Below are 21,686 nucleotides of genomic sequence, written 5' to 3'. Positions count from 1 at the left end.
CTTCCTCCAGCTTGTCCTCGGGGATGCAGGGGGGGTCCGCCACGGTGGTGCCGGGGATAAACACATCGGTGTTGTCGGGCAGCTCGGCGCTCATCAGGCCATGGCCGTATTCAAAATCCAGTTTCATTCGCGTTTCCTCCTTGTCGGGCCTTATTCGCCCAGATACTTTTGGATGATCTCCAGATACTCGTCGGGGTAGAAGCCGATCTCACCGGAAAAGCGGGTCAGGGCGATGAGGCCGCCGTCGATCTCGGGGATGGAGGCCAGCATCTCGGCGTTGTCGCTCTTCAGGCCGCCGCCGTAAACCACGGGGATGCCGCCGGTGCGCTCCTTGACGAAGCGGGCGATTTTCTCGATGTAGGGCTTGTCGGCCGGGGTCTTGCCGGGGCCGATGGACCAGATGGGCTCGTAGGCGATGACCACCTGGCTCTTGTCCACGCCCTCGAGGCCGATGTCCAGCTGCTCGCCCAGAACTTCCTGCCAGCGCTCCTGCTCCTCGCTCTTTTCGCCGATGCAGTAGAGCACCTTGAGGCCACGGGCGGTGGCGGCTTTGATCTCCTGGTTCAGCAGACGGTTCACCGCGGCGGTGTCCACCACGCCCGCCTCGGCCAGCACGCCGGCCTTGTCGTTGCGCTCCTCGCAGTGGCCGATGAGCACACCGCCGCAGCCCATGGCTTTGGCGATGGAGGCGGGCCGGTTGGAGGTGAAAGCGCCGAAGTTGCCGCCCACGGCGGTGTCGGCCCGGTAGAGGCTCTGGCAGCCCACCTTGACGGGGCTGTTCTCGCACAGGGCCGCCACGGCGTTCAGGATGTGGGCCTCGGGGAAGAACTGCACGAACTCAACTTTCGCGGGGTCGTACTTCTTCAGGCCTTCCTGGGTGCCTTCCACGATGGTCTTGGCCCACTCGTTCACCGGGGCCAGGCGGTTCACGCCGCCCAGCTCCACCGGCACGTCAAAGCGCTTGAGGTTCAGAAAAATGTATTTCATAAGTCAGCGTCGCTCCTTTTCAAAACCTGGTCTTAGATGCCTTCCTTGCGGTAGCGCTCGGCCATCTCGTCCAGGGTGACCTTCTCCACCAGCGGGGCCTTGCCCACGCTGCCGAACTCCACGATGAGGGTGCCAATGACCTCGCGCACGCCCTTCTCGATGCAGTCCACGATGGCGGCCACGTCCGCGTCGGGCACGTTGCCGTACATGACGGTGTCCATGATGGGAGGCAGGAAGGCGCGGGGGTCGAAGGCCGACTTCTTCTCTTCCAGCAGCTTGTAGATGCCGCCGATGGAAGCGCTGTCCCGCAGCTCGGGACGGTTGTAGAACAGCTCCTTCATGTTGCGGGTGACGGCCAGACGGATGTCGGTGTCCACGTTGATCTTGGCGATGCCGCAGCGGGCGGCCTCTTTCAGCTGGGCCAGCTCGATGCCGTAGGCGTTCTGGATGTCGCCGCCCAGGTCGTTGATCTCCTTGACGATGTACTGGGGCACGGTGGAGGAGCCGTGGCTCACCAGGGCGCAGAAGATGCCCTCATGGAGCAGGCACTCCTTGGTGGCGATGGCGATCTCCTTGCGCAGCTTGGCGCCCTTGCCCTTGTTGGCGCCGTGCATGGTGCCGTAGCTGATGGCCAGGGCGTCCACCTTGGTCTTCTTGATGAACTCCACGGCGTCCAGGGGGTTGGTGTAGGTGGAGCCGGCGCTGAACACGTGGTCCTCCACGCCCGCCAGCACGCCCAGCTCGGCCTCGACGGAAACGCCCCGCTCGTGGGCGTACTTGACCACCTCGCGGGTGAGCTCGATGTTCTCCTCAAAGGGCAGGGAGGAACCGTCGATCATGACGGAGGTGTAGCCACCGGCGATGGCCGCTTTGCAGCTCTCGAAGTTGCGGCCGTGGTCCAGATGCAGGGCCACGGGGATGGGGCTGTCTTCGCCGTACTTCTTCACCGCCGCGCCGATGTTGGCAGCGCCCTTGATCTTGTCTTCCAGAGTGGCGTTCATGAAGTCGGTGCGGCCGCCCATGAAGCCGTTGGCCAGGTCCGCGCCCTGCAGGATGGCGGCGGAGCGGAACATCTCATGCACCTCGATGGCGGCCTTGGCCTGGGCCACGGCGTTCACGTTGAAAGCGCCCTGGGCGTAGTGATATTTCTCGGTGGCTTCCAGAATCGCACGAAGGGGTACCAGCATAATTTTTACCTCATTTCTTTCATCGGGCGGGCGGTGGGCCCGCGGTGTTTTGTGAGCGCCGCGGCAAAGGGCGGCGCAACTTTGCGTTGTTGTGTCAGGGCGCGGGCGGGATGCACTCCAGCACCGCCAGCTCGTCCCTCTTGGGGGTGAGGGTGTACCCCTCCACGCCGGCGGGAATGAACACCTCGGTGCCCTGTTTGAGGGGCAGCGTCACGCCGCCGCCGGAAAGTTCACCCTCGCCTTTTTCTACCAGCAGCACCCGGAAGGACGGGTTCTTCCGCCGGCAGGGGCCGGCGGCGCAGACCCGCGCAAGGCCGAAGCAGTCGGTGGCGTCGGGGCCGATGAGGGTGGTCTCCTCCCCGCCGGGCACGGGCCGCCGGGCCGGGGTGAGGAAGTATTTTTCCCGCACCGCCTCTTTCGGGGCGGCGGAGGAAAAGTCGAAGCAATCCAGCAGGGCCTCCATGCCCGCGCCGCTGTGCAGGCTCTCGGGGGGGAGGCGGCTGCCGTCGGGGCGGATGTACTCCGCCCGCAGGGTGATGTCGGCGGGTTCCTGTATCTCCGCCACAAGGCTGTTCGCGCCCATGGCGTGGGGCAGGCCCGCCGGGATGAAAATGACGTCGCCGGGGGCGATGGCGAACTGATGCAGGCAGTCCAGAATAGCCGCCGTGTCCTGTTTTTCAATCAGGGCCAAAAAGCTCTCTCTCGTCACGCCGGGGCGAAAACCCGCCCAGATGTACGCCTCGCCCTCGGTGGCCAGCACATACCATGCCTCGGTCTTGCCGTGGGGCCAGCGGAAGTATTTTTCCGCTTTGGCCTTGTCCGGATGGGCCTGCACCAGCAGGCGCTGACTCGAGTGGAGCAGTTTTAAAAGATAGCCCGGGTCCGCCCCGAAGGCCGCGGCGTGGGCGCTGCCCAGAAAGGCCGCCGGGTCCTTTTGCAGTTCCTCGGCAAGGCAGCCGCCGCCGTCTTCCGGCAATATGTAGGAGCGGCTGTCCGCCGCGCCGGGCAGGGTGGACTGCACCACGCTGGCCACCCACATCTGGCTGGCGCCGGGCACAGCCCCGCGCTCAAGGCCCAAAAAGGCGTCGATCATCTCGCCGCCGGGCAGCAGGTAGTTCACACGGTTTGCCGCGAGGCGGAAGGGCCGGGCCGAAAGGCCGCTCATCTGCCCTTGGCGCCGGGCTTGCCCAGCGCCGCGAACATGCTGCGCTTATATTCCTCCACGCCCTCCTGGTCGAAGGGGTCCACTCCCAGCAGCCGGCCGCTGAGGGCGCAGGCCACCATGAAGAAGTAGTAGACCAGGCCGAAGGTGCGCTCGTCGATGCGGGGCAGCCGCAGCACCGTGCAGGGCACCCCGCCGGCGGCGTGGGCATGGATGGTGGCCTTTTCCGCCGCGCGGTTGATGTTGGCAAAATCCATGCCGTCCAGATAATCGAAGGCGTCGCCGAAGTCCGGGTCCGGCTCGATGACCACCGAAGCGCCGGGGTCGTCCACCGCCAGGAAGGTCTCGGTCATGAAACGCAGGCCGTCCTGCATGTACTGGCCCATGCTGTGCAGGTCCTCGGAGTCGATCATGGATGCGGGCAGCATGCCCTTTTTGTCCTTGCCCTCGCTCTCGCCGAAGAGCTGCTTCCACCACTGCTCGGCCCAGTAAAGGCGCGGCTCAAAGGCGGTGAGCATCTCCACCTGGAAGCCCCGGCGGTAAAGCGCGTAGCGCACCGCCGCGTACTCGGCGGCAATGCCGCCCTCGTTTTTGGCCAGTTCCTCTTCCATGGCAAGGCCACCGGCGAGGTACTCGTCCACATCGAGGCCCGCCACCGCCAGCGCCAGCAGGGCCACCGGGGTGAAGGCGGAGTAGCGCCCGCCCACCCGGCGGGGGAAGTGGAGGAAGGTGCAGCCGTTCTCTTTGGCGATCTCCTCCAGACGGGAGCCAACGGTGCCGGTGAGCACCACCCGTTTGGCCATCTCCTCTTTGGAATAGCGCTTTGCCATGGCGGCGCGGAGCACCCGGTAATGGCTGCCCGGCTCCAGGGTCTCGAAGTTCTTGGCGATGACGTTGATGTAGACGCTCTTGCCCTCGATCTTTTGCAGCACCTGGGCCACGCCGTGGGCGGACAGGGTGTTGCCCGCGTAGACGATCTCGGGGCCGCCGGGCTTTTGGATGGCCTCGATCATGGCCCGGGCCGCCTGGTTGGAGCCGCCCACCCCCACCAGCACGAACACGTCGGCGTTTTCGCGAATTTCGGCGGCTTTCTCCTTGATGAGGTCCAGCTGCTGAGCGGCCTCGGCGCAGTGGAACCAGCCGGTGACGGGCCAGTCCTTATCCTCGCTGCCCAGGGCAGCCAGACGGCGGTACTCCGCCTTTGCGTCGGCCAGGGCCGCCTCCACCTCTCCCGGCGCGGCCATGCGGCGGGCGAGGTCGGAATCCAGATTCAGATTCATTGCACTTCCCTCCCTTATTTTCTGCCGCGGCGCACCGCGGTCACAATCTCTTCCAGTTTTCATTATACGGCACAAACGCCGCAAATGCGAGTATGAAAATGCGTCATACTTCAAAAGAAACGCCCCCCGCGGGATGCGGAGGGACGGAGCCGTTCAGCCGGCGATGAGGATATAGGCGCCCATCACAAGCATGAAGGCGTAGACCAGTTTTTTGATACGCTCCAGCGGCAGCGCCCGGAACACCGCAAGGCCCGCGGCGGTGCCCACGGCCAGGCCCGCCAGCGCGGCGCCGGTGCACTGCAGGGCCAGCGCGTCCACGTTGCCCATCCACAGATGCTGGGCCACCAGCCACAGGCTGGTGAGGATGAAATACATCTGGGTGGTGGCGGTGTACTCCTTCTTGTCCTCGAAGGCGGCCAGGTAGTAGACCACGATGGGCGGCCCGCCGATGCTGAACATGCCGGCGGAAAGACCCGCCACGCCGCCGGCGATGAGGCCGGCGGTGAGGGTGGGACGCACCCGGAACTTCGCGGAAAAGAAGATGAAGTAGACGGCCAGCGCCATCAGCGCCGCGCCCAACAGCCGGCGCAGCACCGTGTCCGGGCTGCCGGCCATGATCTGCAGGCCCAGCCAGTTGGTGAAGAAGGAGGCGGCGCAGGGGGCGACGAGCTGCCGCCAGTTGATGGAGCGGCGGTAGCGCACGGCGATGACCACGCACAGGGCCAGGGCGGCCAGCAGCTCCACCACCAGCGCCGTCTTGTAGGGCAAAAACAGCGGCCACAGGGCCATCACGGTGACGGCGTAGCCGAAGCCGGTGGAAGCCTGCACGAAGCTGCCCGCCACCGAGATGAGCCCCACCAGCGCCAGGGTCAGCGGGGCGGTCATTGGGCGGTGTAGACCGTGCGCCCGCCCACGATGGTGCGCAGGACGGTGAGGTCGTCGTCCAGGACCACGAAGTCCGCATCGCAACCCGGGGCGATGCGGCCCTTGCGGGCCAGGCCCAGCAGGGCGGCGGGGTTTTCGGTGAGCAGCGGCAGCACCTTTTCGGGGCCTTCGCCGGTGAACTTTACCAGGTTCTTCAGCGCCTGGCCGGTGGTGAGGGTGCTGCCGGCGCGGGTGCCGTCGGAGGCGAGCTTCGCGTCGCCGTCCTCCACCACCACGTCGTTCACCCCCAGCTTGTAGTTGCCGTCGGGCAGGCCGGCAGCCATGATGCTGTCGGTCACGGCCACCACCCGATCCCAGCCCTTGCACTTGAGCAGCAGGCGCACGCTGGCGGGATGCAGGTGCCGCCCGTCGCAGATGGCCTCGCAGTAGACGTCGCTCTCCAGCACCGCGCCCATGATGGCCGGCTGATGCTGGTGGAACAGACGCATGGCGTTGAAGGTGTGGGTGGCGCTCACCGCGCCGTTCTCAATGCACTCCATGGCGGTGTCGTAGTCGGCGCCGGAGTGGCCGATGGCCACCTTCACCCGGCCGGCGATGTCCCGGATCATCTCCGGCACGCCCGCCACTTCGGGGCTCACGGTCATGTACTTCACCGCGCCCACGCCCGCCTCTTCGTACTTGGCGAAGAGCTCGGCGGAGCCGGTCTGCAGCAGATGCTCGGGCATGGCGCCCTTGTACTGGCTGGCCAGGAAAGGCCCTTCCAGATGCACGCCCAGCAGCTGGGCCCAGTCGCCCTGCCAGGCCATGGCGGCCTTGGCCTGATCCAGGCACCAGAGAGTCTGCTCGGGGGTGTCGGTGAGCACGCTGCACAGCCAGCCGGTGGTGCCCTGGCTGGCGAAGAAGTGGCCGATGGTGCCGTTCAGCTGCTCGGTGGTGGCGGCGTTCACGTCCACCCCGGCCGCGCCGTGGGTGTGGATGTCGATGAAGCCGGGGGCCAGCCGTTTGCCGGAAAGGTCCAGCCGGGGGCAGTCCGCCGGGGCGTTCACCTTTTTGGCCAGCTGGGCGATGCGGCCCTCCTGCACATACACTTCACGCTGCACAAAGCGGCCGCCGGTGTAGACCAGCGCGCCCGTGATAACAAGCTGTTTCATGGTCCTTCCCTCCCCTGTCCTGTTTCAGAACGGCTGCTGCGACGCGTTGGCGTTGGCAATGACCATGGCGTCGGGATGGCGCTGGATGAGGGTGGCCGGGAAGTGGGCGCTCACCTCGCCGTAGGCGGTCTGACGCACCACGGCCCGGTGCCAGTCGCGGAAGACGCCCAGGCGAATTTTCTTGGCGCTCAAAATCTGCTTCATGCCGATGGTCACGCACTTGCGGGGCATGGCGTCGATGGCGCCGTTGTAGTCACCGATGGCGTTGGTGGTGCGGGTCTCGCGGCTGATGGTCAGCACGCGGGTGGGCAGGGCGGCAAACTCGTCGGCGGTCAGCTCGTCCTGGGGCTCGTTGAAGGCCAGGTGGCCGTTGATGCCGATGCCGCCGAAGGCCACGTCCACGCCGCCAAGTTCATCGATGACCCGCTGGATGTGCTCGGGGTCGTGGGGGTCGGGGAAGATGCGCTGCTCTTCGGGCATCAGCAGTTCGGGGTCAATTTTGGTGTAGACGGTGCGGTCCATGAAGCCGCGGAAGCTCAACGGATGGCTCTTGTCCACCCACTCGCCCTCGTCGGTGAGGTACTCGTCCATATTGATGAACCAGCAGTTCTTCAGGCTGATGCGGTCACGGTTGACCAGCCGCACGAAGATGGGGTACTGGCCCACGGGGCCCACGGGGCAGATGAACACGGTGTGCTTGCCGGCGGCGTTGTTCGCCTTGATGGTGTTCACCATCTCCATGGCGATTTCATAAAAGACTTCGCCGGAATCGTCCAGCTTGAGAACGGGGACCTTCGCGTCCTTGCCCAGGTCCTGCGCGCTGATATGGAAGTATTCGTACATGACGGTTCTCCTTTCTTATATCACGAGGGGGCGGCGGCTGCGCCGCCCGGCGTTAAAACAGATGGGAAATGTTCAGCTGGCGGATCATCTCCACAATTTCCTTGGTGCGGGTGCAGCCGAACTTATGTAAGAGGCCCTTGATCTGGGTCTTGACGGTCACCACCTCCACACAGCGGATGGCGGCGATCTCCTTGACCTTTTTGTCCTGCAAAAGCAAGCGCACCAGCTCCCGCTCGGTGGAAGTGAGCTGGGAGACGTTGTTGATGAAAAACAAAAGGCTCTGCTCCGAGCGGCGCAGCCGGTCGTACTCCCGGATGACGGTGGACTGCACCCGCGCGTTGAGCATGGGATGGCCCGCCGCCGCGGCCCGGATGTGGGCCAGCACCTCTTCGTCCTCGGCGCCCTTCACGATGTAGTCCACCGCGCCGGTGGCCATGGCGGTGAGGATCATGCGGTCGGTGTCGTGGGCGGTGAGATAGAGGATGAGGCGGTTCGGGTCGGCGGCGTGAATGGCCTCGGCCGCCTGGATGCCCGCGGAGGTGTTCTCCATCTCAATGTCCATCAGGATCATGTCGCTCTTGACGTTTTTCGCCAGCTCCACGATGCCCGCGCCGGTGGACGCCTCGCCCACCACCCGCATATCGGGCTGGGCGTTGAGCAGCTCGGTCAGGTCCTGCCGCAGCAGGTCAAAATCGTCGGCAATGAGAATGGTGATCATGTTTCTTCCCGCCCCCCTTGATGCTGTTTCTGGCGCCCGGGCACATACCGGGGCAGCATCACCAGGAATGTGCTGCCCTTGCCCTCGGCGCTTTTGATCTGCAAATGCCCCAGATGGCTCTTCACGATCTGACGCACATAGTAAAGCCCCATGCCCCAGTTGTTGTTGGTGTTCCGGCTGGTGTAGAAGGGGTCAAATATCTTCTTCTGCTCGGCCCGGGAGATGCCGGGGCCGTTGTCCCGCACGATGAAGTCCAGCCACAGCCGCTCCGGCTGCACCAGAAGCTCCACTTTCGGCTCGCCGCTCTCGACGCTGGCCGCCTCCCAGGCGTTGGTGAGCAGGTTGTACAGCGCCTCCGCCATATGGGTGCGGTCCGCCAGCACCTGCGCCTGCACGCTCTGGTGCACCTGCACCTTCGCGTCCGGGTATTTCTGGGCCAGCCGCGCCAGGGCCGACTGAATGATCTCCCCCGACTCCACCGGTACCAGCTCGATGTAGCTGACCTTGATGGAGCGGTAAAGCTCTTCCATCCGCTCCAGCATGGAGGCGTTCATCTCCCGCAGGCAGGTGGCCCAGGCGCGCACCTTTTCCAGGTCCGGTTCGGGCTCTTCCAGCTCCTGCTGGAGCTTTTTGTGGGCCACGCGGGCGGCCAGCAGCTGGTTTTTGATGCTGTGGACGAACACCGACGCGCCCATGGAGGCGGTGTCGAACTTGCGCTGGAGGGTGGTGTCCTCCTGGGCCTCGGACTGGCTGATGCGGCTGTAGTGGATCATGTTGAAGGAGCCCAGCCCCACGAAGAACACGGTGCAGGCCAGCAGCGGCAGCCAGCTCCACCCGCTGGACAGCGCGGTGCGCAGATAGTTCAGCGAGCCGAGACGGATGTATTCCGAGACATAGAAGTTATAAATTTGACCGGGGTCCTGGATGGCGTACATGCTGTAGAGCACGGTGACGCTCACCAGCGCCAGCACCACAAGGCGCATGCTGCGCTTGAAGTAGGGGGAGGTGGTGGCGAAGTAGTCCTGCAAAAGCAGGGCGATGGCCGCCAGCACACTGACCACGATCCAGGCAAGGCACACCTGGCGCATGACCACCAGCACCCAGAAGCGGCCGCCCACCACCAGGCGGAACACCGGCGGCCAGTAGTAGACCAGCAGCGCGACGGTGCCCAGAAGGTGGACTCTGCGGATGGCCTTTTCGTGGCGGCGCACCCAGTGAAGGTTGGAGTGGTAGATGCCGAGGCACAGAAGAAAATAAGGAAACAAACTGCGGCCCAAAGCCACCAGATAACCCAGTGTGCCCAGGGGGATGGGCCGGCTCTGGAGCCACAGCTGCAGATCGGGCAGCAAAAACAGGAACAGGCGCTGGGCGGTGTTGTAGCCGCCCATTTTGGCCACATAGGTGACCACGCCGCACATCATCACAACAAAACTGGCGGAAAGACCGCTCAGATAGGCGGAGAGCACGTCCCGCCGGTTGGCCGCCACTATAATGGTGGCGATCGTCATCATCACAAGAACCAAAACCAGCACGGCTGCTTCTCCCCCTTTCGTTTCGTCTCACCGCCATTATACCACAGCCTGCGCGCCGCCGGGGGATTTTTTCACTGCGGCGCGAAAAAAGGGGGCATAAAGTTCTGCCTTTATGCCCCCTTGCAGGTACTATGCGGTTTTATTCAGCTCAGGCGCCGTAGGTAGCGTCCACAGCCTCCTGCATGACGTCGAACAGCACGTAGTCCTCAACGGGAACTTCCGCGGTGATGCGGCCGGCGTCGATGAACACCTTCTGCTGGTTCTCATAGTAGCTCTTCACGGTGCCGTCGGTCAGGCCGGAAGCCACGAACTCACCGGTCAGCCAGTTGCCCTCGCCCACGCAGTCCAGCATGGTCTGCTCGTCGGCTTTGCACTGCTTGGCGACCCACTTGGCCACCTCTTCGATGTTGGCGGCACGGTAGTCCTGAGCCTTCAGCAGAGCGCGGCTGAAGCGGACCAGAACGTCGTGGTTCTCGCTGGCGAACTTCTCGGTGGTGATGAAGCTGGAGGGGAAGGTGACCTGGTCAACGTAGTCGTTGTTGGTGGCCAGGGTCAGAGCCTTGTCGCCCAGAGCGTTGGCGATGGTCATGGTGCTGGGGCTCCAGGTGGCGCAGGCGTCAACGCCGCCGCTCACCATGGCGGTGACCATGCCGTTGGCGTCCATCTCGGTCAGGGTGACGTCGTCCTGGGTCAGGCCGGCGGAAGCCAGGGCCAGGTTCAGGATGATCTCAGCGGAGGTGCCGCTGGAAACGCCGATGGTCTTGCCCTTCAGGTCGGCGATGGAGCTGATGCCCTTCTCGGTGTTGGCAACAACGGCGTCGGCCAGGCTGGTGCAGTCCAGGTGGAAGATCTTGGCCTGGCCCTCGATGCACAGGGCATGGGCGCCGTGGCCGATCTGGGAGATGTCGATGTCGCCGGAAGCCATGGCGGCGATCTCAGCGGGGCCGCCCTGGAACTCGGTCAGGGTGACGTTCAGGCCCATCTCCTCAAAGTAGCCCATGTTCAGAGCGGTGGCCAGCAGGCTGTTGGAACCCATGTTGGGCATGTAGGCAACGCGCAGGTCCACGGTCTCGAACTCTTCGGCGGGCTCGGAAGCGGGAGTGGAAGCGGAAGCGGGCTCGGAAGCCGGGGTGGAAGCAGGGGTGCTGCTGGGGGTGCTGCCGCAGGCGGCCAGGCTCAGGGCCATAACGCCTGCCAGCGCGAGGCTGAGAAGCTTTTTCATATGTATCTTCCTCCATTGTTATTGAACCGGACGGGCACCGCCCGCCTCGTTACGCCGGCAAGGCACACACCTTCTCCGGCTGTTGATGCTTTAAGTATACCCGCCGGAAAAGGCATTGAAAAGTATGAAATATTCTCATACCTTTTCGGGAGAGTTTTTGGGTAATGTGCCAAAACCACTTCCCTTCCCTTGTGGGTTCTGCCGGAGAAATCCCCCTCCGGCGGACAGCGTCCGTTACCATTTGTAACCCCTTGCAGCGCGCAAAAAGCGGCCCCCGCCTGTGTGGCGGGGGCCGTTCTGATTCACGGGTCAGGCCCGTTCACGGTGCATCAATAGCCCCGCTCGTCCTCGTCCTTTTTGCCCAGCAGCTTGCGCAGCACCAGCACCAGGATCAGCAGCACCAGAGCGATGCCGCCGATGGCGATGGGCACAACCGGCAGGCCGCCCTCGGCGTCGGTGCCGGCGGGCTCGGCGGGAGCCTCGGTGGGCGCGGGCGTCGGGGTGGGTTCAGCAGGTTCGGGGGTGGGGGTCGCCTCGGCCGGAGCCTCGGTGGGCGCGGGGGTAGCCGTGGGCTTCGGCCGCGCGGTGGCCGCAGGCTTCGGGGTGGCGGTGGGCGCCGGCACAGGGGTCGGCGTCGGGGTGGGATTCGGGGTCCAGGGCTCCTCCGGCTTCGGAGTGGGCGTGACCGCGGGTTTATCCTGCACGCCGAAGGTGCCGCCCGGGTTCTTCATCACCTGGCTGTCCGGGGTGAGGTAGGCGGTGGGGTCGCTGGAGAAGGTGCCGCCGTCGATGATCTTCTGCTCGTCGGACTTCACGAAGGACGCATCCACCGCGGCGATCTTGCCGCTGAAGGAACCGCCCGTGATGCCCACAGAGACATCCTGTTCGATCTGGTCGGCGTTTTCGGTGGTGTTGCAGTCCATAAAGCGCACCGCATAGTTCTGGCCGCTGGTGAAGGTGCCGCCGGCGATGGTGACATTCAGAGGCGCAGAATCGTAACCGCTGCCGCGGCGGGCGATGACCGTGATCGCATCACCGATGCCGGAGGCGCCGGAGTTTGCACGGAATGCCTCCACCCACTCGCTGGTGGTGATGATGCTGTCTTTGTCGGCATGCTCGGTGCCGCCCTTCAGCGTGCCGCCGTAAACGGCCAGCGTGCCGCTGCAAACTTCGATGGCAGAACCCTTCTTGGAGGTGATGGCGGGGCCGTTGGCGCTGCCCTCGGTGCCGACGGTCAGCTTGCCGGAAGACGGCCAGTAGACAGCGGTGATGTCGGAGACGAGTTCGCCGCCGGTGATGGTGAGGTTGCTGCCGTTTTCACCGCCGGAACGCAGGTTGTTGGTGCTGACGGTGAAGTTGCCGGATTCCAGCTTGCCGCCGGAGATGATCACATTGGCGCCCGCGCTCTCGTTGTTGTATTCCCGGTTGAAGATGGTAACGCAGGACGCGTTCGCGTTCTTCGCAGTAATGCGGCCGCCGGTGACGTTCACGCTGCCGCCATAGGTCACGATGCCGTCGTTGGCTGTACTGCTGAGCGAACCGGCGGTGGTGACATTTCCGCCCACATTGAAAATCAGGCAGCTGCCGTCCCACGAAGTCACCGTGCTGCTCAGCGTGGCGTTGGAAGCAATGTTCAGCGTGCCGGTGTTGGCAATGCCAGAGAATGCTTTGTTCCAGGCAACGACGCCGTTCTGAATGGTGAGGCTGCCATGGTTGACAATGCCCACCATTTTCGCCTTCACGTTGCCTTCCGGATCGTATTGCTGTTCACCCTTCAGGTTCAGGATCTTCCCTGCCAGGTCCAGAGTGACATTTTTGCCCTTGGGAACGACCACATCCTCGGTGGCGTTGGCCAGCAGGGTGATCACATCACCGGGGTTGGCGGCGTTCACCGCGGCGTTGATGGAGGTGTAGTCCACGCCGTTGATCGAGGCCACGGCGGTGGTCTCAGGGGTATCGCCCTTCACGACCCACTCGCCCTTGTCGTTCTTGATGGCGGTGTTCTCAGAGCCGGCGTTGGCAATGTCCTGCTTGCTCGCATCCGAAGCGGAAACGAGTTTGTCGGACGGAGCGCCCTTCACAGTCAGGGTCAGGCTGCTGTTGTCCAGGCCGATGATCTGCACGGGAGCGCTGTTGCCGAAACCGCCGCAGACGCCGCCGTTCACATTGATGGCCTCCACGGTGCCGGAGACAGAGCTGTTATAAATGCCGATGGTGCCGAGGCTGCCGGTGCTGGTGCCCCAGATGCCGCCCACGTTGGCATAGCCGGTAACGCTGGAGTTCTCCAGCTTGCAGTTGATGAACTCCACCCGGTTGGCGGCGTTTGTGTCGCTGATCTGGCCCACGAAGCCGCCCACGCCGTAGCTGACAGGGCTGCTCACCTCGTAGTTCTTCACGTTGACGTTGAGGAAAGTGGTGTTGCCGGTGACCAGGCCGGCCACGCTGCCGATGTAGCTGCTGGTGCTGGTGGTGCTGCCGTCGGCCAGGGTCAGGTTCTGCACCAACGCACCGTTCACATAGCCCAGGAAGCCGCCGCGGTAACCGGATTCGGCCACGATCTTCAGGCCGCTGACGGTGTGGCCGCAGCCGTCAAAGGTGGCGTCGTGGAAAGGCTTGCTCTCGCTGTTGCCGATGGGGGTGAACTCCACGGCGGGCATAACGATGTCATTCGCCAGCTCGATGCGGGCGGGGATGTTGTCGTTATTCCACTCCACCATGCAGGAGACCCACTGGAGCTCCATGGGGGTGGACACCTTGCACACGCCGTTTTCCACCGTCGGGAAGCCGGTGATGGAGCCGGTGTTGGTCAGCTTCAGCGGGTGTTCCACAAAGCCGTTGGCGCTCACGGTCAGGGTGCCGGCGTTGGTCATGGCGCCTTCCAGAGAGAGGACGCCGTCCACCGTGAGGGTCTTGCCCGCGGGCACGGTGAGGGTGTAGCCGTTCTTAAGGGTCAGCCGGGCGCCGGCGGGAATCTGCACATTGGCGCCCACCGTGATGTTCTTGGGCTGGAGGATGTCGCCGTTCAGGGCGGCGGCCAGCTCCTCGTAAGTATTCACGGTCAGGTCGGTGGGAGCCTGCACCTGCTTGACGGCAAAGCCGCTGCCCTCGGGCACCACCACGCAGCCGTCGCCCAGATACTCGGCGGCGGGCTCATGCCGGAAGGTGCCGCCGGTGACCTCAAAGCGGCCGGTGTACTCGTCGTCGATGTTTTTCAGGTCGACCCGGTCGCCCTCGCAGGCGAAGCTGCCGCCTTTGATGACCGCCTTTGCGCCGTAGCGGGTGGCCACGGCGTAGTCGGTCTTGGAGGTGACTGTGACAGTCTTGCCAGCAGCGGGCTCAATGAGCAGCTGGGCGTCATAGAACATGCCGATGGCATTCACATAGTTGTCGCCGGCCCCAACGGAGCCGCCGGCATAGAAGCTGCCGCCGTGGATGGTGACGTTGCCCTCGGTGGAGATGGCCCGGCCCATGCCGGAGCTGGCGGAGGGCGCAGTGAAGACGCCGTCCTCCACCAGCAGGGTGCTGCCTCCCTGGCCCCAGTAGGCGTTGCGGTTGTAGCTCTCCACCGTACCGTTCAGCACAGTGGCACTGCCCTCGTTTGCAATGCCGCTGCGGCCCACGAGCCTGGTGGTGAAGCCCTCGTCCTGCGCAACGGTGAGCACGGCTCCGGTGCGGTTATTCACTGCCATGCCCCAGGTGCCGGCGCCTTTATCCGCGGCGGCCACCGTACCGTTCTTCACGGTGAGGGTGCCTTTGTTATTGATAACGTCGCCGGTGTTTTCACCGGTCGCGCTGGAAGACAGGGTGAACCCGTTCAGATCCAGCACGATGTTCTTGCCCGCCGGGATCTCCAGGGGCGCGTCCAGCGTGATTTCCGCCCCCAGGGTGACGGTAGTCTCCTTGCCGTCCTCGGCGTTTGCCACCGCGGCTTTCAGATCGTCGGCAGTGGACACAGTGCCGTCCGCCAGAACGACAGGGGCGTCCTCCGCGGCAGGCGTGTTCACCACAGCGGCAGGCTGCTCGGCAGGGGTTTCTGCCGGCTGCACCGTGGACGCGGCCGGAGCGGTCGCCTCGCCCTCCGCGGCCAGCGCCGGGGCCGGAATGGCCGCAACCAGCAGAGCCGCCGCAGCCAGCAGGCTGATCAGGCGTCTCTTCATCTTTCATGACCTCCTTCGCTGTTCGGCCCCGCCCCCCTGTGGGGAGGGAGCCCGAATGCTTCTCTTCCGTATAGCTCCGTATAGCGGAATGATTCTCATTATAACTTACATATACCACATCTTTGTGGTTTTTTTCAACAAAGGCGAACCGGATTTACATTTTTGAAACATAAACGCCCCGGGCCGCGAGGCTCCGGGGCGTTTTGGTGCGGTTTTTCGCTTATTTGCGGACTTCCAGATACTCCTGATACACCTGGCTCCAGATGTAGTTCTTCAGTTCCAGGAAGCGGGGGCTCATCTTGGTCTCCTGGTCGCGGGGATAGGGGATGTCGATGTCCACGATCTCCTTGATGCGGCCGGGGCGGGCGCTCATGATAACGACCTTCTGGCCCAGGATGATGGCTTCGTCCACGTCGTGGGTGATGAAGAAGCAGGTCTTCTGCTCGGTCTCCCAGGTCTTCAGCAGCTCGGTCTGCAGCTGGGTACGGGTCTGGGCGTCCAGAGCGCCGAAGGGCTCGTCCATCAGCAGCACCTGAGGCTCGGCGGCGTAGGCACGGGCGATGGCCACGCGCTGCTTCATGCCGCCGGAGAGCTCCTTGGGATAGTGGTTGGCGAACTTCTCCAGATCAACGATCTTTAAGTATTTGTCCACGATGGCGTCGGCTTCCGCGCCCTTGATGCCGCGCATATCCAGCGCGAACTTGACGTTGTTGCGCACGGTCAGCCAGGGGAACAGGGCGTACTGCTGGAACACCACGCCGCGCTCGGGGCCGGGGCCTTCCACCTTCTTGCCGTCCACATAGACGCTGCCGCTGGTGGGCTCAAGCAGGCCGGCGATGATGTTCAGAATGGTGGACTTGCCGCAGCCGGAGGGGCCGACCACCGTGATGAATTCGTTCTCGTGGATGTCCAGATTGACGCCGTTCAGCGCGATCATCTCGCCATTACGGCCGTTGAACTTCTTGACGACGTTGTCGATCTTGACCTTTACTGCTGCACTGTTTCCTGCCATCCTGTGAGCCTCCTCTCTAAGAACCGAACCAGCTTCTCCATGGAGATGCCGATGATGCCGATGACGATGATGCCCATGAGCACGGTGCCCATGTCGTAGTAGCCGCTGGCCTTCTGGATCATCATGCCCAGGCCCTCGGAAGCGCCGGTCAGCTCGGCGGCGACCAGGGTGGTCAGCGCGGCGGACAGGCCCAGACGGGCGCCGGTGAGGATGAAGGGGGTGGAAGCGGGAATGACCACCCGGAAGAAGATGTCGCGGTCAGAGGCGCCCAGGATGCGGGCCGCCTTGATGAGGGTGACGTCCACGTTGCACACGCCCTGGTAGATGGTGACCACCAGAACCAGGAAGGAGGCGATGAAGATAACGATGATCTTGGAAGGCTCGCCCACGCCGGCGCCTACCATGACCAGAGGAATGTAGGCAAGGGGCGGGATGTTACGCACGAACTGGATCCAGGGCTCCACCACATGGCGGAAGGGGGCGTACCAGCCCATCAGGAAAGCCACGGGGATGGAGGCCACGAAGGCCAGGCAGAAGCCCACGATCACGCGGAACAGGCTGTGGCTGGCGTGATCCCACAGAAGGCCGCTGGAGACCTGTTTGACGAGGCTCTCCACCACCTTGGTGGGAGTGGCGAACACGATGCTGCCTTTTTCGGTGTGGGAGATGATGACCCAGAGCAGCAGCGCGGTGACCAGCGAAATGATGATCCAGACCCAGTTGGGAATGGACGCTACGAACTTGGAAAAGCCGGTTTTCTTTTTCGAACTGAACATAGCGGTTTTGCTTCCTCCTTTTTCAAAGATAGCGCGGCGCGGCGCGTCATTTTCTATCCTTAGGCTACCATCAAATGGCCCCTGTGCAAAGTATGAAATATTCTCATACCAAAAAGAGCGGCGGGCAGGGGGTGTTTCCCCTGCCCGCCGGCAGTGTATCCGATGGTCAGCCCGCCGGGTCGATGTGCAGGCTGCAATGGTCTCCCTCCGCCTCTTTCACCAGCGTGGCGAGGTAGCGGGCGGTGTCCACGCCCTGCTCCCCCGCCCGCTCCACGGCGGCCCAGTCCGGCGAGGCGGCGAGTTCGTCGGCGGCCTCGCGGGTGAGGGCGCCGGCAAAGTAAAGCACGTTCGCCTGGCCCATCGCCCGGCGGAAGGCCGCGGCGTCCTCCTCGCCCAGGGCTTCCACGAACTTGTCCGCGCCGCGGCTGGTGGAGTTTATGGCAAACTGCTCCCGGCCGAAGGCGGAGAAACCCTCAAACACCGGGTCGGTCTGGCCGGTGGCGGCGGCCCAGGCGGTCACGTCGGTGGGCTTCGCCTCATAGTCATAGGCCGCCCGGCCCGCCCCGTCGGGGTCGATGGTGACCCGCCCGGAGAGATAGGGCCACACCGCCAGGCTGCCGGAGGCCACGTCCCACACCTGCCGGCCCCCTTCGCTCTGCCACAGGGCGATGTGCTGGGGGTGCAGATGGCCGCTGAAGGCCAGCTGCCCGCCGTAGTCCGCCAGCAGCTGGGCCATCCGGTCGGCGTCGTAGAGGCGGTAGCCGGTGGTGAACCGCTCGCTGTGCACCGCCAGGTTCTGGTGCATCGCCAACAGGGGCACCGCCCCCGCCTCTTTGCATTGTTTCAGCTGCTTTTCCAGCCAGGTCCAGGTGCCGTCCTGCACCACGCCGCCCACGCAATAGGGAAAGCCCGGCTCGTGGAGATAGTAGGGCTGGGTGTCCAGCATGAAGAGCCAGACCCCGGCGTTCAGTTTGACCATATAGCTGAGGCTTGCCTTGTCCCGGCTGTCGGCGTCGGAAAATCCGCAGTTTTTATAAAGTTCCTCAAACTGTTCCGGCGTGACGAAGTCCGTGGCCGCCCGCTCCCCGCCGAGATAGGTGGAGGCGGCGTAGTTGTTCACGTCGTGGTTGCCGGGCAGCACGTACACCGGCACCCCCGCTTCCACCACCTTGTTCAGCTTTGCCGCCAGTTCCTCGTGGCTGGCCTTTTCGCCGTTGAAGCTCAAATCGCCGGTCAAAATCAGCGCGTCGGGCTTGTCCTCTATCACTTCGGCCAGAAAGGCGTCGGTGATGGGGCGGATGTAGTTCAGCTGACGGCCGTCGCCCTCCTCCACCACACGGGTGAACAGTTCGCCTCCGTCCTCGATGGCCTCGCCCACATAGTGCAGGTCGCTGGCCACCGTCACCGGGGCGGCGGGAGGCACCTCTCGCCCGCAGCCGGACAGAGCCGCCGCCGCAAGCAATGCGGCCAGCGCCGCCGCGAAGGTCTTTTTCATCTTTCTCTCCCCTTTCAGTCAAACAGGCCCCGGGGCAGAAGGATGTCCTCTTTGGGGACCTTTTCCCAGGAAAAACTTTTTACAAGTTCCGCCGCCGCCACGGGTTCGGGCTTTTCCAACAGACCCGCCGCATAGGCCAGCCGGCCCACCACCTCTTCGGCGGTGAAGCGGCTTTGCAGCGTTTCCAGGCTCACGTCCCCGTCCCGCTTGGAGAGCCGCCGCCCGTCCGGGGCCAGCAGCAGGGGCAGGTGATAGAATTCCGGGGCGGGCAGGCCCAACAATTTATATAAGTAGAGCTGCCGGGGGGTGGACTGCAGCAGGTCCGCTCCACGCACCACCTGGGTCACCCCCATCAGCGCGTCGTCCACCACCACCGCCAGCTGGTAGGCGAACACTCCGTCCCCCCGGCGCACCACAAAGTCGCCGCAGTCGGCGGGCAGGGATTCCTCGTACCGGCCCAGGTGGCCGTCGGTGAAGGAGACGGTCTCCTCCCCCACCCGCAGCCGCCAGGCCGGCGGGCGCTGGGCCGAGCGGCGGCGCACTTCCTCCGCAGAGAGGTCACGGCAGGCCCCGGAATAGACGGGGGTGCCGTCCGACCGGTGGGGGGCGCTGGCCGCGTGGAGCTGGCTGCGGCTGCAAAAGCAGGGATAGATAAGGCCCAGTTCCGTGAGCCTTTTAAAATAGGTTTCGTAAATTTCCGAGCGCTCGCTCTGGTAGTAGGGGCCGTTCGGCCCGCCGTCGCTGCCGCCCTCGTCCCACACAAGGCCCAGCCAGCGCAGGTCGGCCTCCAACAGGTCGGCAAATTTGCGGGGGCAGCGCTCGGCGTCCAGATCCTCGATGCGCAGCACCACCCGCCCGCCGGCATGTTTGGCACTGAGCCAGGCCAGCAGGCTGCACAGCAGGTTGCCCAGATGCATCCGGCCGGAGGGGCTGGGGGCGAAGCGCCCGGTCACGGCCGCCATCAGCCGATGGCCCAGCCGTTTTCCGCCGGGGTCAGTTTGGCCGCGTACCAGGCGGCGCAGGCTTTGTGCAGGGCGGCCACGTCGGAGGCCGCGGCGGTCTCCACGCAGGAGTGCATGGCCAGCTGGGGCAGGCCGATGTCCGCCATGGGCAGGGGCACACGGGTGCCCAAAAGGTTGCCCAGGGTGCTGCCGCCGGGCATATCCGGACGGTTATAGTAGGTCTGCACCGGCACGCCCGCGCCCTCGCACACCGCCTTGAACAGGGCGGCAGTGAGGCCGGTGGTGGTGTATTTCTGGTTGGCGTTGAACTTCAGCACCACGCCGCCCCCCAGCCGCACCGGGAAGTCCCCGTCGGCATAAGAAGCGAAGTTCGGGTGGATGGCGTGGCCGTTGTCGGCGCTGAGGGCGATGCTTTTGGCGATGCCCCGGCGGCGCTGGTCTTCCGTCTCGCCCAGGGCTTCGCTTGCGGCGGCCAGCACGTCGGGCAGGAAGGTGCCCAGGGCACCCTGCCGGGTGCCGCTGCCCACCTCTTCGTTGTCGAACAGGCACCACACCGCGCCCTCCTCGGAGGCGGGCGCTTCCAAAAAGCCCTGCAGGGTGGCCCAGGCGCAGGCCAGGTCGTCCAGCCGGGGGCAGAGGATGAGCTCGCCGTTCGCGCCGGCGGTGGTGCCCTCCTGGCGGCAGTAGAGCAGGATGTCCGCGCCCAGGATGTTCTCCACGGCGCAGCCCGCCTCGGCGGCCAGCAGTTCCTCATAGCTGCCCACGGCCTCGCCGGGGGCAAAGAGGGCCTGCATATCCGCCTTGGGGTCGTATTTGTGGCCGTCGTTGATGTTCCGGTCCAGATGGATGGCCGGGTGAGGCATCACCGCCAGGTCCCGGTCAGGGGCGATGAGGCGGGCCTCCACGCCGGCGGCGGTGCGCACCAGCACACGGCCGGCAAGGCCCAGAGGCCGGTCCAGCCAGGAGGCGCGGATCATGCCGCCGTAGCCCTCGGTGAGCAGCATGGTGCAGCCGCTCTTCACCGCCGCGCCCTTCACCCGGTAGGCGGGGCTGTCGGAGTGGGCGGCGGCGATGCGCCAGCCGGCGGCGGGGGCGGCGGGCTGACGCCAGGCGATGAGGCTGGAGCCCTCCCGGGTGGTGTAGTATTTGCCGCCGGGGACCAAAGACCAGCTCTCCCGCTCTTCCAGGCGGGTGCAGCCGGCCTGGTCCAGGGCTTCGGCGGCGGTTTTCACCGCGTGCCAGGGGCTGGGGCTGCGGCGAATGAAGTCAAACAGCAGGGCAGAATCGTTCATAGAGTGTAAGCACCTCGTTTTTTGGCGGGGGCGGCGGCGTTTTGGTTCTCTGACACCGCGCCGCTCCGATTTTTCTTTCATTATACGGCCCGTCCGCTGTGCCGTCAACGGCAGGGCGGCGAGGGCGCAAGGAGGCTTTGAAATGGAAAAGAAGAAACATTCCTTTTGGGCGGTCAGCGCGCTGGCGCTGGGATTTGCCGCGGTGGCGGTGTGTATTTTTCGCCTTGTGCGGCGTATACTAAACACAAAGTAAACTGCGGCACTGCCGTGCGGGAGGAGGCAACGGGATGAGACAACTTTGGCTGATGGTGTGCGCGGCCTTTCTGATGCTGGCGGCCTGCACCGTGCCGGGGGCGGCACCCTCCACGGAGCCCTCCGCCCCGCCGCTGCCCTCCCCCGCCGCCTCGGCGGGAGCCGACTCGCTGCCGCCGGCCTCCGGGGATGGATCGGAGGCCCAGGAGGCGGCAGGACGGCCCGAGGCCGCGCCGGTGCAGGACCCGGAGGGTCTGACGGCGGCGCTGGGGGGCTGCGTCTCCTTCGGCGAGGGAGAGGCGGGGGTGAGCCTGAAAACGGCCATCGCCGCCGCCGACCTGCTGGACTGGGCCGAAGCGAATGCCAAAGACAGCTCCATCGACGCCATGGCGGCCCATCTGGGCGGCTGGCTGGCGGGGCTGGACCCGGAGCGGCAGAGCCAGTTCTGGGCCAACTGGCCGATGGTGGAGGAGCAGGCCTGGGCGATGGTGCGGGACCTGCCCGGCCAGCTGCCGCTGCTGGCGGACGCGGGCGACCCCCAGGGTTACGACCGTTACACCCCCGCCTGTTTCGAGCGGCTGACCTGCGCCGTGGAGCAGTATCTGGAAGAAGATTGAAAACCGCCCCGGAGGGATTCCTCCGGGGCGGTTTGTTTTGGGGCGGAACCGGGAGAGCGCCGCCCGTCCTCCCGCACCCGGCCCGGCAGCCCAGGGGCACCACCCTTAGTGCGCATCAGAACGGACACTTTTCTTCGTCGTGAAAAGTGTCCGAGA

Annotated in this window: 17 protein-coding genes; 1 reads left to right on the top strand and 16 read right to left on the bottom strand. The window is 64.8% G+C overall.

Features of this window, described 5'->3' with window-relative positions; genetic code table 11:
- Positions 1–150: 150 nt before the first annotated feature.
- The 16 genes from ACMNAY_RS01565 to ACMNAY_RS01490 form a co-directional block, all read right to left on the bottom strand.
- Positions 151–987 carry a triose-phosphate isomerase family protein gene (locus ACMNAY_RS01565; RefSeq protein ID WP_418718130.1) on the bottom strand — a complete coding sequence of 279 codons (837 nt, stop codon included), beginning with the start codon at positions 985–987 and terminating at the stop codon, positions 151–153.
- Positions 988–1,019: 32 nt separating this feature from the next.
- Entirely contained in the window at positions 1,020–2,174 is a 1,155-nt protein-coding gene (locus ACMNAY_RS01560) for a class II fructose-bisphosphate aldolase (RefSeq protein ID WP_418718129.1), read from the bottom strand.
- A gap of 94 nt (positions 2,175–2,268) precedes the next feature.
- Positions 2,269–3,339 (bottom strand): class I mannose-6-phosphate isomerase, encoded by a 1,071-nt coding sequence (locus ACMNAY_RS01555; protein ID WP_418718128.1) that lies wholly within the window; start codon positions 3,337–3,339, stop codon positions 2,269–2,271.
- On the bottom strand, positions 3,336–4,616 hold the full coding sequence (locus ACMNAY_RS01550) for a glucose-6-phosphate isomerase (RefSeq protein WP_418718127.1): 1,281 nt from the start codon (positions 4,614–4,616) through the stop codon (positions 3,336–3,338). The genes ACMNAY_RS01555 and ACMNAY_RS01550 overlap by 4 nt, the downstream gene beginning before the upstream one ends.
- Before the next feature lie 153 nt (positions 4,617–4,769).
- The gene (locus ACMNAY_RS01545) at positions 4,770–5,501 is read right to left on the bottom strand and encodes a sulfite exporter TauE/SafE family protein (protein WP_418718126.1); all 732 of its coding nucleotides are present in this window, start codon (positions 5,499–5,501) and stop codon (positions 4,770–4,772) included.
- Complete coding sequence (gene nagA, locus ACMNAY_RS01540; RefSeq protein WP_418718125.1) at positions 5,498–6,652, bottom strand: N-acetylglucosamine-6-phosphate deacetylase; 1,155 nt, start codon at positions 6,650–6,652, stop codon at positions 5,498–5,500. The genes ACMNAY_RS01545 and nagA overlap by 4 nt, the downstream gene beginning before the upstream one ends.
- A 24-nt stretch (positions 6,653–6,676) precedes the next feature.
- Complete coding sequence (locus tag ACMNAY_RS01535) at positions 6,677–7,495, bottom strand: glucosamine-6-phosphate isomerase (RefSeq protein WP_418718124.1); 819 nt, start codon at positions 7,493–7,495, stop codon at positions 6,677–6,679.
- 52 nt (positions 7,496–7,547) lie between these two features.
- Complete coding sequence (locus ACMNAY_RS01530; protein ID WP_394976746.1) at positions 7,548–8,213, bottom strand: response regulator; 666 nt, start codon at positions 8,211–8,213, stop codon at positions 7,548–7,550.
- Entirely contained in the window at positions 8,210–9,745 is a 1,536-nt protein-coding gene (locus ACMNAY_RS01525) for a sensor histidine kinase (protein WP_418718123.1), read from the bottom strand. The genes ACMNAY_RS01530 and ACMNAY_RS01525 overlap by 4 nt, the downstream gene beginning before the upstream one ends.
- Before the next feature lie 148 nt (positions 9,746–9,893).
- Positions 9,894–10,967, bottom strand: coding sequence for an ABC transporter substrate-binding protein (locus tag ACMNAY_RS01520; protein ID WP_394976750.1), 1,074 nt, complete (start codon positions 10,965–10,967; stop codon positions 9,894–9,896).
- Positions 10,968–11,296: 329 nt separating this feature from the next.
- Entirely contained in the window at positions 11,297–15,124 is a 3,828-nt protein-coding gene (locus ACMNAY_RS01515; protein ID WP_418718122.1) for a hypothetical protein, read from the bottom strand.
- Between the two features lie 220 nt (positions 15,125–15,344).
- Positions 15,345–16,136 carry an ABC transporter ATP-binding protein gene (locus ACMNAY_RS01510; protein WP_418718121.1) on the bottom strand — a complete coding sequence of 264 codons (792 nt, stop codon included), beginning with the start codon at positions 16,134–16,136 and terminating at the stop codon, positions 15,345–15,347.
- Complete coding sequence (locus tag ACMNAY_RS01505; RefSeq protein ID WP_418718120.1) at positions 16,112–16,912, bottom strand: ABC transporter permease; 801 nt, start codon at positions 16,910–16,912, stop codon at positions 16,112–16,114. Before ACMNAY_RS01505 ends, ACMNAY_RS01510 begins: the two co-directional genes overlap by 25 nt.
- Before the next feature lie 166 nt (positions 16,913–17,078).
- Positions 17,079–18,407 (bottom strand): metallophosphoesterase, encoded by a 1,329-nt coding sequence (locus tag ACMNAY_RS01500; protein WP_418718119.1) that lies wholly within the window; start codon positions 18,405–18,407, stop codon positions 17,079–17,081.
- 14 nt (positions 18,408–18,421) lie between these two features.
- A complete protein-coding gene (gluQRS, locus tag ACMNAY_RS01495) occupies positions 18,422–19,369 on the bottom strand; it encodes a tRNA glutamyl-Q(34) synthetase GluQRS (protein ID WP_418718118.1) in 948 nt (315 codons plus the stop codon).
- A complete protein-coding gene (locus ACMNAY_RS01490; RefSeq protein ID WP_418718117.1) occupies positions 19,369–20,661 on the bottom strand; it encodes a M18 family aminopeptidase in 1,293 nt (430 codons plus the stop codon). The genes gluQRS and ACMNAY_RS01490 overlap by 1 nt, the downstream gene beginning before the upstream one ends.
- 287 nt (positions 20,662–20,948) lie before the next feature.
- Here ACMNAY_RS01490 and ACMNAY_RS01485 point away from each other — a divergent pair, with 287 nt between their 5' ends.
- Positions 20,949–21,530, top strand: a complete 582-nt coding sequence (locus ACMNAY_RS01485; protein ID WP_418718116.1) for a hypothetical protein — start codon at positions 20,949–20,951, stop codon at positions 21,528–21,530.
- Positions 21,531–21,686 lie beyond the last annotated feature (156 nt).

The organism is Candidatus Allofournierella merdipullorum (genome assembly GCF_048426865.1).
Taxonomy (GTDB): domain Bacteria; phylum Bacillota; class Clostridia; order Oscillospirales; family Ruminococcaceae; genus Allofournierella_A; species Allofournierella_A merdipullorum.
The sequence above is the reverse complement of the archived record's forward strand: the minus strand, read 5'-3'. Positions and strand labels throughout refer to the sequence as shown.

What these genes read in the sequence shown, in the direction of transcription:
- ACMNAY_RS01555 (WP_418718128.1), bottom strand. Translation starts at nt 3,339, where the DNA reads ATGAGCGGCCTTTCGGCCCGGCCCTTCCGCCTCGCGGCAAACCGTGTG.
- gluQRS (WP_418718118.1), bottom strand. Translation starts at nt 19,369, where the DNA reads ATGGCGGCCGTGACCGGGCGCTTCGCCCCCAGCCCCTCCGGCCGGATG.
- ACMNAY_RS01515 (WP_418718122.1), bottom strand. Translation starts at nt 15,124, where the DNA reads ATGAAGAGACGCCTGATCAGCCTGCTGGCTGCGGCGGCTCTGCTGGTT.
- ACMNAY_RS01565 (WP_418718130.1), bottom strand. Translation starts at nt 987, where the DNA reads ATGAAATACATTTTTCTGAACCTCAAGCGCTTTGACGTGCCGGTGGAG.
- ACMNAY_RS01510 (WP_418718121.1), bottom strand. Translation starts at nt 16,136, where the DNA reads ATGGCAGGAAACAGTGCAGCAGTAAAGGTCAAGATCGACAACGTCGTC.
- ACMNAY_RS01490 (WP_418718117.1), bottom strand. Translation starts at nt 20,661, where the DNA reads ATGAACGATTCTGCCCTGCTGTTTGACTTCATTCGCCGCAGCCCCAGC.
- ACMNAY_RS01550 (WP_418718127.1), bottom strand. Translation starts at nt 4,616, where the DNA reads ATGAATCTGAATCTGGATTCCGACCTCGCCCGCCGCATGGCCGCGCCG.
- ACMNAY_RS01530 (WP_394976746.1), bottom strand. Translation starts at nt 8,213, where the DNA reads ATGATCACCATTCTCATTGCCGACGATTTTGACCTGCTGCGGCAGGAC.
- ACMNAY_RS01500 (WP_418718119.1), bottom strand. Translation starts at nt 18,407, where the DNA reads ATGAAAAAGACCTTCGCGGCGGCGCTGGCCGCATTGCTTGCGGCGGCG.
- ACMNAY_RS01485 (WP_418718116.1), top strand. Translation starts at nt 20,949, where the DNA reads ATGAGACAACTTTGGCTGATGGTGTGCGCGGCCTTTCTGATGCTGGCG.
- ACMNAY_RS01545 (WP_418718126.1), bottom strand. Translation starts at nt 5,501, where the DNA reads ATGACCGCCCCGCTGACCCTGGCGCTGGTGGGGCTCATCTCGGTGGCG.
- ACMNAY_RS01520 (WP_394976750.1), bottom strand. Translation starts at nt 10,967, where the DNA reads ATGAAAAAGCTTCTCAGCCTCGCGCTGGCAGGCGTTATGGCCCTGAGC.
- ACMNAY_RS01535 (WP_418718124.1), bottom strand. Translation starts at nt 7,495, where the DNA reads ATGTACGAATACTTCCATATCAGCGCGCAGGACCTGGGCAAGGACGCG.
- nagA (WP_418718125.1), bottom strand. Translation starts at nt 6,652, where the DNA reads ATGAAACAGCTTGTTATCACGGGCGCGCTGGTCTACACCGGCGGCCGC.
- ACMNAY_RS01505 (WP_418718120.1), bottom strand. Translation starts at nt 16,912, where the DNA reads ATGTTCAGTTCGAAAAAGAAAACCGGCTTTTCCAAGTTCGTAGCGTCC.
- ACMNAY_RS01560 (WP_418718129.1), bottom strand. Translation starts at nt 2,174, where the DNA reads ATGCTGGTACCCCTTCGTGCGATTCTGGAAGCCACCGAGAAATATCAC.